The organism is Olleya sp. NP1-10, assembly GCF_055804415.1.
Genome location: NZ_CM147840.1, coordinates 942,537 through 957,208 on the forward strand (window position 1 = coordinate 942,537; position 14,672 = coordinate 957,208).

Consider the following 14,672-nt stretch of genomic DNA (forward strand, 5'->3'; position numbering starts at 1 on the left):
TAAATACAATGAAAAATAAGCAACAAGAACAGTTTTCAATACAAAACATAATAGCAAAAGGAACAAAAATAGCTGGAGACTTTTTTAGTGAAGGAGATTTACGTGTTGATGGAACAGTAGAGGGTAATATTGAAACATCAGGAAAAGTTGTAATAGGAAAAGATGGCCTAATTAACGGTACTTTAAAATGTAGTAATGCTTATTTTGAGGGAAAATTAGTCGGTAATCTTGAGTTAACCGAAACCTTAACATTAAAATCTACAGCACATATTGAAGGAGACGTAATTACACAAAAATTAGCTGTCGAGCCTGGAGCAATTTTTAATGTGTCATGTGTTATGAAAACGACAGTAAAAGATTTTAGTGGTGGATCCAAAAAACAAAAAACAGCTTAATCCATTTATTAGATTTACAACTATGGCTATTCAAATGGGTGTTACCATTTGGTTAGGTAGTTTGTTAGGTGGCTGGTTAGATAAAAAGTTAGAAAATAATAATCAACTTTATTTTAAAATAATCACACTACTAGCTGTGTTTTTAGCCATGTATTCTGTAATAAAACAAGTTATTAAAATTACCAATCAACAAAATTCAAAAAATGAATAAACGTATTGTGTTTGTTATATCGTTAATGCTTGTTGTATTAGCAATCTCTTTTGGGATACATAAATATGTCACAAACGACCAAGTATTACCATATTCTTTAAATAAATTATATCTCTTTCATGGTATAGCAGCATTAATAGTCTATTCAAGTATTGAAGGTATATACAGTGTTATGCCAAATCAATTAGGGTATGCTTATCTAACAATGATGTTAATTAAAATAGGAATGTTTATCTTAATCTTTAAAGCAACAGTTTTTTCGGCTACAAATTTGACACTCGAGCATCGATTAGGACTTGTAATCCCGTTTTTTTTATTTCTAATTATTGAAACAGCTTGTATAGCTAAATTATTAAAAAGCGAGTAAGTGCATGAAATAAAGGTGTATAGCCTATTTTTAGTGTTAAAAAAATCTAATTAAAAAAAGCGTTTACCTTTTTAAATTATTACTTACATTTGCACAAAATTTACAGACCATAAATTTATTAGTTACAAAAAGTATGATGTTGGCAAAAAAATATTTCAATTTTATAGCAATATTAGTTCTGACTTTATTTTCTTTTTCCGCTTACGGAGAAGAAACTAAACATGAGCCAGGAAATACAGTGAATACTGCTCAAGAAATCAAAGAGTATATTAAACATCACTTAAAAGACTCTCATGATTTTCATTTTTATACAAATAATGAAACAGGTGAACATAGGAGTTTTCCGTTGCCTGTTATTGTTTGGACTAAAGATGGTTTAAAAACATTTATGTCTTCTGCATTTCACCATGATGATAATGGTCAAGTTATTGTTGAAAAAGGTAATGCTCGTTTAGTAAAACTTCACAGTAAAATATACCAATTAGATCAAGGTGCAACTTCTATTGCATTTGATGATCATCACCATCCAACAAATGCACACAAAGTATTAGATTTTTCTATTACTAAGTCTGTGTTTGGAATGTTACTTACTGGATTATTAATGTTGTTAGGCTTTAGTGCTTTAGCAAGAGGTTATAAAAAAGGTCATACAGTGCCAAAAGGTGTTGGTCGTATTTTAGAACCTTTAGTAATTTATGTTAGAGACGATATTGCTAGACCTAATATTGGTGAGAAAAAGTACCGTAAATTTATGGGCTTTTTATTAACTGTGTTTTTCTTTATCTGGATATTAAATTTATTAGGTTTAACACCATTAGGATTTAACGTAACAGGTCAAATTGCAGTAACAGCATGTTTAGCAATTTTTACAGCAGTAATATATTTATTTAGTGGAAGTAAAGACTTTTGGAAACACACATTATGGATGCCTGGTGTGCCAATGATTTTACGTCCAATATTAGCAGTGATAGAGTTAGTTGGTTTTGTGTTAATTAAACCATTCTCTTTATTAGTACGTTTATTTGCAAACATGACTGCAGGACACTTTGTTGTCATGAGCTTAATTGCTTTAATGATTACAATGAAAGAATCTTTTGGTGCTGTAACATCAACAGGTATGTCATTAGTGTTGGCATTATTTATTTCGGTTATCGAAATTTTAGTAGCCTTTTTACAAGCGTTTATTTTCACGATGTTATCATCGTTATTTATAGGTATGGCAGTTGAAGAACATGACCATCATTAATAAGAATTTGTTTAATTAATATTTATAAAACCAAATTAGTATGTACAATTTAATTGGAGCAGGATTAATCGTAATCGGAGGAGGAATCGGATTAGGTCAAATTGGAGGAAAAGCAATGGAATCTATTGCTCGTCAACCAGAAGCAGCAGGAAAAATCCAAACTGCGATGATCATCATCGGAGCCTTATTAGAAGGTTTAGCATTCGGTGCATTAATCTTAGGAGCATAATCCTAAAACAAAAAGAAACAGCTTTCTGCAACGGTTGGTTGCAGAAACTGTTTTTAAATTAAACAAAAACAAAATTTAAGTAATCTATATTTCATGGAAACTTTATTAAATGACTTTTCAGTAGGCTTGTTTTTTATGCAAGGTATTATCTTAATAATATTAATATTATTAATGAGAAAATTTGCATGGAAGCCTATATTAGACGCTTTACAAACACGTGAAGACGGTATACAAAATGCATTAGATTCAGCTGAAAACGCTAAATTAGAAATGCAAAATCTTCAAGCAGATAACGAAAAATTATTAAAAGAAGCACGTGCAGAACGTGAAGCTATGCTTAAAGAAGGTAGAGAGTTAAAAAATAAAATGATTGATGACGCTAAAGCGGAAGCTCAAGCTCAAGCAAACACTATGATTGCTCAAGCACAAGCTGCTATTGAAAGTGAGAAAAAATCGGCAATGGCTGATTTAAAAAACCACGTAGCAGGTTTATCTATTGAGATTGCAGAGAAAGTAGTACGTCAAGAATTAGCTAATAAAGACAAACAATTAGAATTAGTTGAGTCTATGTTAGGTGATGCTAAATTAAACTAGTCAAATCATGACAGGAGAAAGAGCAGCAATACGTTATGCAAAAGCAGTTTTAAGCTTAGCTACAGATCAAAACACAGCAGACGTTGTAAATAATGATATGCAGTTAATAAACAATACTGTTGCGCAAAGTAAAGATTTAAAAGACATGCTTTACAGTCCTGTAATTGGTTCAAGCGTAAAAAAATCTGCGTTATTAGAAATCTTTAAAGGGATTAATCCAGTAACTGTTAATTTAATAGATACTTTGGTTGCTAATAAACGTACAGATTTATTACCTCAAGTTGCTTCAAAATTCATTATTTTGTTAGAAGCCCAAAAAGGTAATCAAATTGCAACCGTTACAACAGCTGTTCCATTAACAGATGCTTTAGAAACTAAAGTTTTGGCTAAAGTTAAGGAGCTAACTGGTAAAGAAGCAGCAATAAAAAATATTGTAGATGAAAGCATTTTAGGTGGTTTCATATTACGTGTTGGAGATACGCAATATAACGCAAGTATCGCTAACCAATTAAGCAAGTTAAAAAGAGAATTTACAGTAAACTAAGGTATATTTATATCTAAATAAATAATAAGATGGCAGAAGTAAAACCAGCTGAAGTATCAGCAATCTTAAAACAACAACTTTCAGGTTTTGAAGCAAGCGCTTCATTAGACGAAGTTGGAACAGTATTAACAGTAGGTGATGGTATTGTACGTGCTTACGGACTTTCTAATGCAGAGTATGGTGAGTTAGTAGAGCTTGAAGGTGGTGCAGAAGGTATCGTACTTAACCTTGAAGAAGATAACGTAGGTATCGTACTTTTAGGAACAGCAAGAGGTGTTAGAGAAGGATCTACAGTAAAACGTACTAACCGTATTGCATCTGTTAAAGTTGGAGAAGGTATTGTTGGTCGTGTTGTAGATACACTTGGTAATCCTATTGACGGTAAAGGTCCTATTGCTGGAACTACTTATGAGATGCCTCTAGAGCGTAAAGCTCCTGGAGTTATTTACAGAGAGCCAGTAACTGAACCATTGCAAACAGGAATTAAAGCAATTGATGCTATGATTCCAGTTGGTAGAGGTCAACGTGAACTAGTAATTGGTGACAGACAAACAGGTAAAACTGCAGTTTGTATTGATGCGATCTTAAATCAAAAAGAATTTTACGATGCAGGTGAGCCTGTATACTGTATATATGTTGCTGTAGGTCAAAAAGCCTCAACAGTAGCTTTAATTGCTAAAACTTTAGAAGAAAAAGGAGCTTTAGCATATACTACAATAGTAGCTGCAAACGCATCAGATCCTGCTGCAATGCAAGTTTATGCACCAATGACAGGAGCATCTATTGGAGAATATTTTAGAGATACTGGTAGACCAGCTTTAATTGTTTTTGATGATTTATCAAAACAAGCAGTTGCTTACCGTGAAGTATCTTTATTATTAAGACGTCCACCAGGACGTGAGGCGTATCCAGGAGATGTATTTTATTTACACTCAAGATTATTAGAGCGTTCTGCAAAAATCATCAATGATGATAGTATTGCTAAAGAAATGAATGACTTACCAGAGTCGTTAAAACCAATCGTAAAAGGTGGTGGATCTTTAACAGCATTACCAATTATTGAAACACAAGCAGGAGACGTTTCAGCATATATCCCAACAAACGTAATTTCTATTACAGATGGGCAAATTTTCTTAGATGGAGATTTATTTAACTCTGGTGTTCGTCCAGCAATTAACGTAGGTATTTCTGTATCTCGTGTTGGAGGTAATGCTCAGATTAAATCAATGAAAAAAGTATCTGGTACTTTAAAATTAGACCAAGCACAGTATCGTGAGCTTGAAGCTTTCGCTAAGTTTGGATCAGATTTAGATGCGGTTACTTTAAATGTAATTGAAAAAGGTAAACGTAACGTAGAGATCTTAAAGCAAGGTCAAAACGATCCATTTACTGTTGAGGATCAAGTAGCAATTATATATGCTGGATCTAAAAACCTATTAAAAGACGTACCAGTTAATAAAATTAAAGAATTTGAAAGAGATTATCTTGAATTCTTAAACGCTAAGCACAGAGGTGTTTTAGATACTTTAAAAGCAGGTAAATTAACTGATGAAGTTACAGACACTTTAATTACTGTTTGTAAAGAATTATCAGCTAAATATAGAGCATAATATTATAGATTTAGAGTTGTAGTATAAGCTACAACTCTAAGTTTAAATTTTAAACTAATGTCACTCTGGATGACTTTCTGCTTTAATCAGAAAAATACCAAAGAGTCTTTATAAAAATAAAGAATGGCTAATCTTAAAGAAATACGTAATAGAATATCTTCAGTATCGTCAACGATGCAGATTACTAGTGCCATGAAAATGGTTTCTGCTGCTAAATTGAAGAAAGCTCAAGATGCTATTACTGCAATGCGTCCTTATGCAGATAAGTTAACTGAGCTTTTACAAAGTTTAAGTGCAACTTTAAACGAAGATGCAGGAAGTAAATTTGCAGAACAACGTGAGGTTAATAATGTATTAATTGTATCTATAACTTCAAACAGAGGATTATGTGGTGCTTTTAATTCTAACATTATTAAACAAACTCAACACCTGATTTCTAATGTTTATGCAGGAAAACAAGTGTCTGTATTAGCAATAGGAAAAAAATCTAATGATGCGTTTTCAAAAACAGGACTTGTAATTGACAATCAAAGTCAAATATTTGACAACCTAACGTTTGATAATGTTGCTGATATAGCACAGATGCTAATGGATAAATTTAGTGCAGGCGAATTTGATAAAATCGAAATCGTTTACAATAAGTTTAAAAATGCAGCGACACAAATTGTAATGACAGAGCAATTTTTACCAATTGTACCTGTTGAAACAGAAGAAGAAGCTAACTCAGATTACATTTTTGAACCTTCAAAAATTGAAATTGTTGAACAATTAATTCCTAAATCTTTAAAAACTCAATTATATAAGGGTATTAGAGATAGTTTTGCAAGCGAGCATGGAGCACGTATGACTGCAATGCACAAAGCAACAGATAATGCAACTGAGTTAAGAGATCAACTTAAATTGACTTATAACAAAGCACGTCAAGCAGCAATTACAAACGAAATCCTTGAGATTGTTGGTGGAGCAGAAGCTTTAAATAACTAATAGTTTATTTTGTAATTACTTACAGAATTTTAAATAAAAACCTTGTACTTTTTGTGCAAGGTTTTTTTATGCAAAAACAATCTTTGTTAAGATATAAATAGTTATTTTGTTCACCTAACAATTAACAAACCATATATTCCTTATGAAAAAAATTATCCCATTTCTCTTACTACTAATTTGTTCATCAGTTTCAGCACAATTAAAAGTCGGTAATATCGATCTCGATTTTGGTGAAACAATTACCTCTAGTGATGGAGACGTAATAAAAATAGCAGGAGAAAAAGACAATACAATCTTTGCTTTAGCTAGAAAAAAAGAAGTATTTTTTACAAACTTTTGATGCCTCAACAAAAGCTTTTAAAACGAGTTCTTTATTAAGTTTTGATAAAAAAAATGGAGGTAAACTTTTGGTTGAAGATTTAGCTATTGTTGGAGAAAAAATCTTCTTAATGGTGTCATATTATGACAAGAAAGCAAAGACTTATAATTTTTTAGCAAAAGAAATAGTTGGTAATAAAATTGTGAAAACAACTAATGTTTTATCTGTTGAAGTAGAAAGCAAGAAAAAACGAGGTAGTTTTGTGTTTACTAGCTCTTATGATGAGTTTAATTATCTAATAGCACATGTTGGTATTAATTCTAGAAAAGAACAATTAAAATATACAGTAACGCTATTGGACGATAATTTAACAGAAGTACTACATGACAGTTATGAAGTTGTTTTTGAAGAGAAAAACAGACAACTATTCGACTTTTCTGACGTACAAGTAAATGAGCATGGTGATGTTTTAATAGCAACTACTGAAAGCTTTAGAGACAAAAAGAAAAAAACAAGCATCAATAATATTACAATACATTCATACTTAGTAAAAGATAATTATAAGAAAAAGGTTACTAATATTACCCTAGAAGGTAAACGTGCTTTAAACTGTAATCTAATTGAAACAGATAATACTTTACATGCTATTGGCTTTTATTCTGCACTTAAAAAAAGTGGTAAAGCAGAGTATACAGTTGAAGGTATATATGATATTAGTCTTAATTATAATACAGGAGAAATAATTAAACAAACATTTAATGATTTTACAGTTGATGTTAAAACGAAACTAATTGGAGAAAGAAGAGCCAAAAAAGGTAAAGATTTAAAACCTTTTTATCAAAATATTGCTTTTGTAGAAAGAGATAATGGTGGAGTAATCGTTTTATCGGAATTTAAATTAGTTCAAGTTGGAAGATCTGGTGGTATTGGACCATTGTCTGTTACACCCATTACTTATATCACTAACGAAATTATAGTAACAGCATTAAAAAAAGACGGAACCTTAGATTGGAGTAATGTAATCCCTAAAGAACAACAGGTAACAGTTTCAGAGCTTGGGTTTTCATTGAGTTTTGGAGGAAGTTCAGGAGGAGTATCTGTATCAGCATCAGCTTATTTTCCTTTAGCATTATTAGGGAGTGGTCCTGAGTATTTAAGTGCCATACCAATTTATCATAATGGACAATTAACTGTTGTTGTAAATGACGATCCTAAAAACATAGGTATAACTGATATTGATGATGTAAAAAAAGTAAAAAACTTTAATAAAATGATACCTGTTGCTTTTTCATTTAATGAACAAACAGGTGAACTTAAACGTACAGATCCTGAAGATTTTGAGAAAAAACAAATTGTTTTAAGACCATCAACTCATTATAGAAAATCTCAAAATACTTTTTTAATTTATGGAGGAAATAAAAAAGGAGATGCTTTAGGAGAATTAAAAATTAAATAGACAATTCAAAATATATGTAAAACCTTATTCAATTTGAATAAGGTTTTTTTATGGAATACATTTTGATTAATTACCTTTATACAAACATTACTATTATGAAGTTTATAAAATTTATCAGTTTATCAATACTATCAGGTTTATTTTTTATGCAATGTTCTACAGCTCAGAAACTAGAACAAAATGCAGCCTTTAAAACAGATAAAGCATACTATCAAAAATGGGTAGCAGGCGTTAAAGGTGGAGGCTCTGGTATTAATGTTTTTATACCTGTTGATACACAGTTTAAGTTAGATAGTTTATATTTTAGAGGACAAAAAGTCGCTTTACAAACTAAGCCTAATAGGCCAAACCTTTATATTGGTCGTATTTTAACAGAAGCTAATCAAAAAGAGACATTAGAAAAAAATACAAATGATTCAACTTTTGAATTAAAGCAAAATGAAGCTGTAGTAAGCTATTTAGATAACGGAAGGATTAAGTACCTGAAAATTGATTCAATTCCAGAAAAAAATGGAACATTTTCCAAGTGCACCACCAAAACAAGGTAAATAAGTGACTAATTTTAGTCATTCGTTTAGTTTCGATATATAAATAAGTCAACCAATATTTTCAACCAAATTTTAATAAACTCTTGAGCGTTTTAAAAAAGTTTTTCAAAGACACTATAATTTATGGTTTAGCAACTGTATTACCTCGTCTTATGAATTTTGTTTTAGTACCTCTTCACACTGGTAACTTAAAAACCACAAGCTTTTCTGATAATACTACCTTTTATATTTACGCCTCATTTTTTAATGTGCTACTTACCTATGGAATGGAAACTGCTTTCTTTAGATTTTTTACTAAATCTAAAGAAAAGGATAAGATATTTTCTACTACGTTTATCAGTTTAGTCGTTACTACTTTTTTGTTTTTAATAGCTATGTTGCTTTATAGTCAACAACTATCTAGTATGTTTGGCATCTCTCAAAAATATTTTAATTTATTAATTGGTGTCATCGTTTTGGACACATTAGTAGTTGCACCTTTTGCGTATTTACGTGCTACAGGACGACCAATTAAATTTGCAGCAATAAAAATTAGTAACATATTAATTTATGTTTTACTTAATTATTTTTTCCTTTGGTTTATTCCTAAATTTAACTTGTCATTTTCTTGGTATGATACTTCAGATTTAGTCCAATATATTTTTATTGCGAATCTGGCAGCAAGTGCAATGACGTTAATATTGTTGCTACCTTATTTTTTAAAACCAAACTTCAGTTTAGTAAGCCTATTTTTAAACAATTAATTAATTACGGTTGGCCAATTATGGTTGCTGGTTTAGCCTACGTTGTTAATGAGAATTTTGATAAATGGATCATTCCTAATTTACTAGATAAAGACATTAATGGTGCTTATAGTGGATGTTATAAAATAGCCATGTTTATGACTATTTTTATTCAAGCTTTTAGGTTAGGAGCAGAGCCTTTTTTCTTTTCTCATGCAAAAGAAAAAATGCCAAACAGACCTACGCATTAATCATGAAGTATTTTGTAATAGCTGGTAGCTTAATGCTTGTCTTTATAATTGCTTATTTAGATATTTTTAAAGCCTTGTTAGTTACAGATTCTAGTTATTGGCAAGCCATACAAATAGTACCAATAGTTTTATTAGCTAATTTATGTTTAGGTATTTATTTTAACTTGGCTATTTGGTACAAGCTTACAGACAAAACCAGATACGGAATGTACTTATCTATTGTAGGTGCAATTGTAACCATTGGTCTAAATCTTGCTTTAATACCAAAATTTGGTTTTATTGCTGCAGCTTGGACAACTTTAGCAGCTTACGGAATCATGATGACATTGTCTTACTTACTAGGACAAAAACATTATCCAGTACCTTATAATTTAAAACAAATTTTAGGTTACTTGTTTATAGCTATAGTATTATCTATTGTAGCATTAAGTACAGAAGCTAACTATTATATTAATACTATTATAGTTTTAGTATTTTTGGGGTTAATAGTTCTTTTTGAAAAGAAAGAAATAAAACGTTTATTAAATAGAAATTAAACTAACCTGAAATTCAGGTTAAACAGAAGCAAGTAAACACATGAAAATTAAAATTATAAATAAATCTAGTCATGCATTACCACATTATGAAACGATAGCTTCAGCAGGACTTGATTTAAGAGCTAATATAACAAACCCTATAGTACTTCAACCTTTGGAGCGTACAATCGTTAAAACAGGCTTATTTATAGAGTTACCCATAGGTTTTGAAGCTCAAGTTAGGCCAAGAAGTGGTTTGGCTGCAAAAAAAGGAATTACAGTATTAAATGCACCTGGTACTGTTGATGCAGATTATAGAGGAGAAATTGGTGTCATTCTTGTTAATTTATCTAACCAAGAGTTTAAAATTGAAAATGGTGAACGTATTGCACAGTTAGTAATTGCTAAACATGAGCGTGCAGAATGGATAGAAGTAGAAACTTTATCTGAAACTTCCAGAGGAGAAGGAGGGTTTGGTAGTACCGGAACTAAATAAAATAATATGAAATCAATCATCACAATAATTACTATAGTATTAATTAGTAATGCAACTGTATTTGCACAAGACAATTCAGAAAAAATTGTTGACGTTGCTTATGACGCATGTGATTGTATTGGTGAAATTGAAACAAGTTTAAGTAAAGTTCAAAAAAGCGAAGAGATTAAAGCTTGCATAACCTCTGCAAATATGGCTTGGCAAATTAACAAATCTATGCTTGCTGTTTCTGACAAAGTCAATGCGTCTTTAACTAAAACAGACACTTTAACTATTGCTTCAGATAAACTAAATATCGTGATATCTGATGCAGATTATCAAGAAATAGAATTCTATCTGTTAGATACCTGTGGAGACATGGAAACCATCTATTTTACAGAAGACGAAGCTTTAGAAAACTCATATTCAAATAAAGAAAAAGCTACAGAATACTACAATAAAGGTTTAATTGCTTATGATAATCAAGAGTTTAAAAAAGCAGTTTCGTTTTATAAAAAAGCTATAAAAGAAGATAAAAATTTTGCATTTGCTTGGGACAATTTAGGTCGTACTTATAAAGAATTAGGTGATTATAAAGAATCAATTAAGTGTTATAAAAAATCACTAAAAATAGATCCAAAAGGAGGAATGCCTTTAATGAATATTGCAGTTACTTATGGTTATCTAGAACAGTTTGATAAAGCTAAGAAAGCATACAGGCAATATGGCAAAGTTTTTAAAAATGATCCGGAAACTTATTATGGTTTAGGACGTATTTATGCTTTGGATAACGATTTTGAAAATGCTTTAGATAATATGATGCATGCTTACGTGTTGTATCTTGAAATGGAATCCCCTTATAAAAAAGATGCCGAAACATTTATCGCTATTTTGTATGAAAATTTAGAAAAGGAAGGTAAACAAGACGTATTCAATACAATAGCAAAAAAATATAATATTCAAATTACAGACAATTAAATATGAAAATAATAGTACCGATGGCAGGACGAGGTTCTCGTTTAAGACCACACAGTTTAACAGTACCAAAACCATTAATTCCTGTAGCAGGACAACCAATTGTCCACAGATTAGTAAAAGATATCGCAAAAGTTTTAGACCAACCCATTACAGAAGTTGCTTTTGTATTAGGTGATCCAGCTTGGTTTGGTGATGATGTTGTTGCTAGTTTAAAAGATTTAGCAACCAGTTTAGGTGCCAAAGCGTCTATATACAGACAAGATAAACCATTGGGTACAGGACACGCAATTATGTGTGCTAAAGACAGCCTGTCTGGACCAGCAGTTATTGCCTATGCAGATACTTTAATACGTGCAGATTTTAATCTTGATCCAGAGGCAGATGCTGTTATTTGGGTAAAACAAGTAGAACAACCAGAAGCCTATGGTGTAGTTAAATTAAACGACAATAAAGAAATTGTTGAGCTTGTTGAAAAACCAGAACAATTTGTTAGTGATTTAGCAGTTATTGGAATATATTATTTTAAAGAAGTTAGCCAGCTTAAAGATCAGCTTCAAACCGTTTTAGATAATAATATTATCAATGGTGGAGAATACCAAATTAACGATGGTATTAAAGGGATGATGGCAGACGGTAAAGTTTTTAAAACTGGAGAAGTAAGCGAGTGGATGGACTGCGGAAACAAAAACATTACACTTCAAACTAATCAACGCATGTTAGGTTTTTTAACAGCAGATGGAGAAGAACAATTAGTAGCATCTACCGTAAAAAATGAAAACTCAACAATTATAGAACCTTGTTATATTGGTGAAAACGTTGTGCTAAAAAACACGACCATTGGACCTTACGTTTCAGTTGGAAATGATTGTGTTATAGAGAATTCAACCGTTAAAAATAGCTTAATACAAAATCATACGTCTATAAAAAATGCTAATTTAGACGAAGCTATGATTGGTAACCATGTTAAATATGATGGTAAATTTACCAAAATTAGTATTGGCGATTATTCGGTTTTAGAATAGTCAACCTCATTATTTATATAAATATAAAATCAGTTAGTGTTTAGCGCAGCATCCAAAAACATGAAAAAACAGTTTTACATAGTACTTATTACGCTTGGTTTACTTTTGTTTCCAAAGGTAAATATTGCGCAAGTGGATTTTGACGCTAAACCTAACGATGATTTAGGTGATGTTTCAGATGCTTTTCAAGAGCATTTTTTTGAAGCTCTAAAACAAAAAGGGATAGAAAACTACCAACGTGCAGTAGACAACCTTTTAAAATGTATTGCTTTGGACGATAGTGATGCTATTTTATATTTTGAATTAGGTAAAAACTACAATAGTTTAAAAAACTTTGGGGCAGCAGAGGATGCACTAAAAAAAGCAGTCGCTAAAGTACCAGATAACGAATGGTTTTTAGATGAATTGTATAGCACATACATTCAGCAAAAAGAATACAAAAAAGCCATAAAAACGGTTAAACAATTGGTTAAATATCATCCGGATTATAAGGAAGATTTAGCCAATATCTATATGCAAACAGGCGATTTTAAAGAAGCGCTTAAAATTTTAGACGAACTGGATGACGAGTTAGGTATTAACAAAGAGCGAGACATTTTACGTAATAGAATTTACAACGCAACAGGACGTAAAAAAGACCAAATAGCCAACTTAGAAGATCGTGTAAATAAAAATCCAGAATCAGAGGATACTTACTTACGTTTAATTTATCGTTACAGTGAAAGTGGAGACCTTAAAAAAGCGTTTGAAACCGCTAAAAAATTACTTGAAGTAAACCCAAAGTCAGAGTTAGTACACTTAGCTTTGTACAAATTTTATTTAGAAGAAGGTAGTAATGATAAAGCGATTAAGTCAATGAAAGTGGCTTTACAAAGTTCTAAAATCAACCCTGAATCCAAAATAAAAGTATTAGCAGATTTTGTCAAATTTGTTAGTAAAAATCAACAGTATGAGCAAGATTTGGTAGAGGTCACCTCTATGTTAACTAAAATTGAATCTTCTGGTAAAACACTAGTAGAGTTAGCACAATATTATTTGCTTAAAGGTGAAAAACAAAAAGCATTAAGTTTTTATGAGGAAGCTTTACAAAAAGAAGAAGAAAATTTTGGTATTTTACGCAATATAATCTTATTACATATAGACTTAAAACAATTTGATTTAGCTGTAGCGCGTAGTAATGAAGGTTTAGAAATTTTTCCTGCGCAACCAGTATTATATTTGGCAAATGGTGTAGCATTAAATTACTTAAACCGTTCAAAAGAAGCTATAAACAGTTTAGAAACTGGATTAGATTATATTATAGATGACACTAAAATGGAAATTGATTTTTATAATCAATTAGCTAAAGCACATACAATAAATAACAATTTATCTAAAGCTAAGACGTTTACAGATAAAGCTAAAAAATTAGAAGGTATCAATTAATGAAATTTAAAACACACATAGCAGCTACTGTATTAGTTTTAATACTAATAGTTTCTGGCTGTAAAGGATCCAAAACATTAGTGGCTGATGGTCAAGTTGATTCTGGTTTAAAAGTTAAACAGCTTATTAAAAACAGTGTTAATGCAAATATAGATTTTACCACTTTAATTGCTAGACTTAAAATAGGAACAACTCAAAAAGGTAGTTCTCAAAACTATACCGTTAGTCTTAAAATTGAAAAAGACAAGCAAATACTAATTACATCCACTCCTGTTTCAATAGTTAGAGCTTTAATAACGCCAACTAGAGTCGCTTTTTATAATAAATGGGATAACACCTATTTTGATGGTGATTTTGATTATTTAAGTAACCTTTTAGGGACAGACTTAGATTTTGATAAAGTTCAAAACATGTTGTTGGGACAATCGTTATTTAATTTAAACGACGACAAGTATCAATTATCTGCAAACGATAAATCTTATATTTTACAACCTAAAAAGCAACGTGATTTATTCGAGTTGTTTTTGTTTGTAAATCCTAGTCATTTTAAAATGGATTCTCAAGAGATTTCTCAGCCTTCAAATAAGCGTATTTTGCATATTGATTATTTAACTTATCAAGAAGTAGATAATAAAACAATACCAGAACAGACTAAAATTTTGGCTGTAGAGGACGAAGACGAATTAGAGATTAATCTAGAATTAAAATCGGTAAAGTTGAATGAAAACATTCGTTTTCCATTTAAAATACCATCTGGTTTTACAAAAATTGAGTTGTAATA

Annotated in this window: 20 protein-coding genes; all 20 read left to right on the top strand. The window is 30.8% G+C overall.

Annotated features, from left to right (window positions below):
- Positions 1 to 8: 8 nt before the first annotated feature.
- On the top strand, positions 9 to 395 hold the full coding sequence (locus AC0L4B_RS04305; protein ID WP_473438703.1) for a bactofilin family protein: 387 nt from the start codon (positions 9 to 11) through the stop codon (positions 393 to 395).
- The gene (locus AC0L4B_RS04310) at positions 367 to 606 is read left to right on the top strand and encodes an AtpZ/AtpI family protein (RefSeq protein WP_473439394.1); all 240 of its coding nucleotides are present in this window, start codon (positions 367 to 369) and stop codon (positions 604 to 606) included. The genes AC0L4B_RS04305 and AC0L4B_RS04310 overlap by 29 nt, the downstream gene beginning before the upstream one ends.
- The gene (locus AC0L4B_RS04315) at positions 599 to 973 is read left to right on the top strand and encodes a DUF6168 family protein (protein WP_051419112.1); all 375 of its coding nucleotides are present in this window, start codon (positions 599 to 601) and stop codon (positions 971 to 973) included. The genes AC0L4B_RS04310 and AC0L4B_RS04315 overlap by 8 nt, the downstream gene beginning before the upstream one ends.
- A gap of 133 nt (positions 974 to 1,106) precedes the next feature.
- Positions 1,107 to 2,219 (top strand): F0F1 ATP synthase subunit A, encoded by a 1,113-nt coding sequence (gene atpB, locus AC0L4B_RS04320; protein WP_473438704.1) that lies wholly within the window; start codon positions 1,107 to 1,109, stop codon positions 2,217 to 2,219.
- A 40-nt stretch (positions 2,220 to 2,259) separates the two neighbouring features.
- A complete protein-coding gene (atpE, locus tag AC0L4B_RS04325; RefSeq protein WP_028288795.1) occupies positions 2,260 to 2,448 on the top strand; it encodes an ATP synthase F0 subunit C in 189 nt (62 codons plus the stop codon).
- Between the two features lie 93 nt (positions 2,449 to 2,541).
- Positions 2,542 to 3,042, top strand: a complete 501-nt coding sequence (locus AC0L4B_RS04330; protein ID WP_028606685.1) for a F0F1 ATP synthase subunit B — start codon at positions 2,542 to 2,544, stop codon at positions 3,040 to 3,042.
- A gap of 7 nt (positions 3,043 to 3,049) precedes the next feature.
- Entirely contained in the window at positions 3,050 to 3,586 is a 537-nt protein-coding gene (gene atpH / locus AC0L4B_RS04335; protein ID WP_473438705.1) for an ATP synthase F1 subunit delta, read from the top strand.
- Positions 3,587 to 3,615: 29 nt separating this feature from the next.
- Positions 3,616 to 5,196, top strand: coding sequence for a F0F1 ATP synthase subunit alpha (gene atpA, locus AC0L4B_RS04340; protein WP_028288792.1), 1,581 nt, complete (start codon positions 3,616 to 3,618; stop codon positions 5,194 to 5,196).
- 123 nt (positions 5,197 to 5,319) lie between these two features.
- Positions 5,320 to 6,180, top strand: a complete 861-nt coding sequence (gene atpG / locus AC0L4B_RS04345; protein ID WP_473438706.1) for an ATP synthase F1 subunit gamma — start codon at positions 5,320 to 5,322, stop codon at positions 6,178 to 6,180.
- Between the two features lie 142 nt (positions 6,181 to 6,322).
- The gene (locus tag AC0L4B_RS04350; RefSeq protein ID WP_473438707.1) at positions 6,323 to 6,520 is read left to right on the top strand and encodes a hypothetical protein; all 198 of its coding nucleotides are present in this window, start codon (positions 6,323 to 6,325) and stop codon (positions 6,518 to 6,520) included.
- A 67-nt stretch (positions 6,521 to 6,587) separates the two neighbouring features.
- Positions 6,588 to 7,955 carry a hypothetical protein gene (locus AC0L4B_RS04355; protein WP_473438708.1) on the top strand — a complete coding sequence of 456 codons (1,368 nt, stop codon included), beginning with the start codon at positions 6,588 to 6,590 and terminating at the stop codon, positions 7,953 to 7,955.
- A 95-nt stretch (positions 7,956 to 8,050) separates the two neighbouring features.
- Positions 8,051 to 8,503, top strand: coding sequence for a hypothetical protein (locus AC0L4B_RS04360; protein WP_473438709.1), 453 nt, complete (start codon positions 8,051 to 8,053; stop codon positions 8,501 to 8,503).
- 83 nt (positions 8,504 to 8,586) lie between these two features.
- On the top strand, positions 8,587 to 9,246 hold the full coding sequence (locus AC0L4B_RS04365) for a lipopolysaccharide biosynthesis protein (RefSeq protein WP_473438710.1): 660 nt from the start codon (positions 8,587 to 8,589) through the stop codon (positions 9,244 to 9,246).
- Positions 9,246 to 9,476 (top strand): lipopolysaccharide biosynthesis protein, encoded by a 231-nt coding sequence (locus AC0L4B_RS04370; RefSeq protein WP_473439395.1) that lies wholly within the window; start codon positions 9,246 to 9,248, stop codon positions 9,474 to 9,476. Before AC0L4B_RS04365 ends, AC0L4B_RS04370 begins: the two co-directional genes overlap by 1 nt.
- Before the next feature lie 2 nt (positions 9,477 to 9,478).
- Positions 9,479 to 10,012, top strand: coding sequence for a hypothetical protein (locus AC0L4B_RS04375; RefSeq protein WP_473438711.1), 534 nt, complete (start codon positions 9,479 to 9,481; stop codon positions 10,010 to 10,012).
- A gap of 40 nt (positions 10,013 to 10,052) precedes the next feature.
- Positions 10,053 to 10,487 carry a dUTP diphosphatase gene (gene dut / locus AC0L4B_RS04380; protein ID WP_473438712.1) on the top strand — a complete coding sequence of 145 codons (435 nt, stop codon included), beginning with the start codon at positions 10,053 to 10,055 and terminating at the stop codon, positions 10,485 to 10,487.
- 6 nt (positions 10,488 to 10,493) lie between these two features.
- Positions 10,494 to 11,444, top strand: coding sequence for a tetratricopeptide repeat protein (locus AC0L4B_RS04385; protein WP_473438713.1), 951 nt, complete (start codon positions 10,494 to 10,496; stop codon positions 11,442 to 11,444).
- 2 nt (positions 11,445 to 11,446) lie between these two features.
- A complete protein-coding gene (locus AC0L4B_RS04390; protein WP_473438714.1) occupies positions 11,447 to 12,466 on the top strand; it encodes a sugar phosphate nucleotidyltransferase in 1,020 nt (339 codons plus the stop codon).
- 60 nt (positions 12,467 to 12,526) lie between these two features.
- Entirely contained in the window at positions 12,527 to 13,891 is a 1,365-nt protein-coding gene (locus tag AC0L4B_RS04395; RefSeq protein WP_473438715.1) for a tetratricopeptide repeat protein, read from the top strand.
- Positions 13,891 to 14,670: a lipoprotein insertase outer membrane protein LolB1 gene (gene lolB1 / locus AC0L4B_RS04400; RefSeq protein ID WP_473438716.1), complete on the top strand. Its 780-nt coding sequence runs from the start codon at positions 13,891 to 13,893 to the stop codon at positions 14,668 to 14,670. Before AC0L4B_RS04395 ends, lolB1 begins: the two co-directional genes overlap by 1 nt.
- Positions 14,671 to 14,672 lie beyond the last annotated feature (2 nt).

Bases quoted from the DNA above. Each gene is read 5' to 3' on its own strand.
- AC0L4B_RS04305 (WP_473438703.1), top strand. From the start codon at position 9: ATGAAAAATAAGCAACAAGAACAGTTTTCAATACAAAACATAATAGCA.
- AC0L4B_RS04315 (WP_051419112.1), top strand. From the start codon at position 599: ATGAATAAACGTATTGTGTTTGTTATATCGTTAATGCTTGTTGTATTA.
- atpB (WP_473438704.1), top strand. From the start codon at position 1,107: ATGATGTTGGCAAAAAAATATTTCAATTTTATAGCAATATTAGTTCTG.
- atpE (WP_028288795.1), top strand. From the start codon at position 2,260: ATGTACAATTTAATTGGAGCAGGATTAATCGTAATCGGAGGAGGAATC.
- AC0L4B_RS04330 (WP_028606685.1), top strand. From the start codon at position 2,542: ATGGAAACTTTATTAAATGACTTTTCAGTAGGCTTGTTTTTTATGCAA.
- atpH (WP_473438705.1), top strand. From the start codon at position 3,050: ATGACAGGAGAAAGAGCAGCAATACGTTATGCAAAAGCAGTTTTAAGC.
- atpA (WP_028288792.1), top strand. From the start codon at position 3,616: ATGGCAGAAGTAAAACCAGCTGAAGTATCAGCAATCTTAAAACAACAA.
- atpG (WP_473438706.1), top strand. From the start codon at position 5,320: ATGGCTAATCTTAAAGAAATACGTAATAGAATATCTTCAGTATCGTCA.
- AC0L4B_RS04350 (WP_473438707.1), top strand. From the start codon at position 6,323: ATGAAAAAAATTATCCCATTTCTCTTACTACTAATTTGTTCATCAGTT.
- AC0L4B_RS04360 (WP_473438709.1), top strand. From the start codon at position 8,051: ATGAAGTTTATAAAATTTATCAGTTTATCAATACTATCAGGTTTATTT.
- AC0L4B_RS04375 (WP_473438711.1), top strand. From the start codon at position 9,479: ATGAAGTATTTTGTAATAGCTGGTAGCTTAATGCTTGTCTTTATAATT.
- dut (WP_473438712.1), top strand. From the start codon at position 10,053: ATGAAAATTAAAATTATAAATAAATCTAGTCATGCATTACCACATTAT.
- AC0L4B_RS04385 (WP_473438713.1), top strand. From the start codon at position 10,494: ATGAAATCAATCATCACAATAATTACTATAGTATTAATTAGTAATGCA.
- AC0L4B_RS04390 (WP_473438714.1), top strand. From the start codon at position 11,447: ATGAAAATAATAGTACCGATGGCAGGACGAGGTTCTCGTTTAAGACCA.
- AC0L4B_RS04395 (WP_473438715.1), top strand. From the start codon at position 12,527: ATGAAAAAACAGTTTTACATAGTACTTATTACGCTTGGTTTACTTTTG.
- lolB1 (WP_473438716.1), top strand. From the start codon at position 13,891: ATGAAATTTAAAACACACATAGCAGCTACTGTATTAGTTTTAATACTA.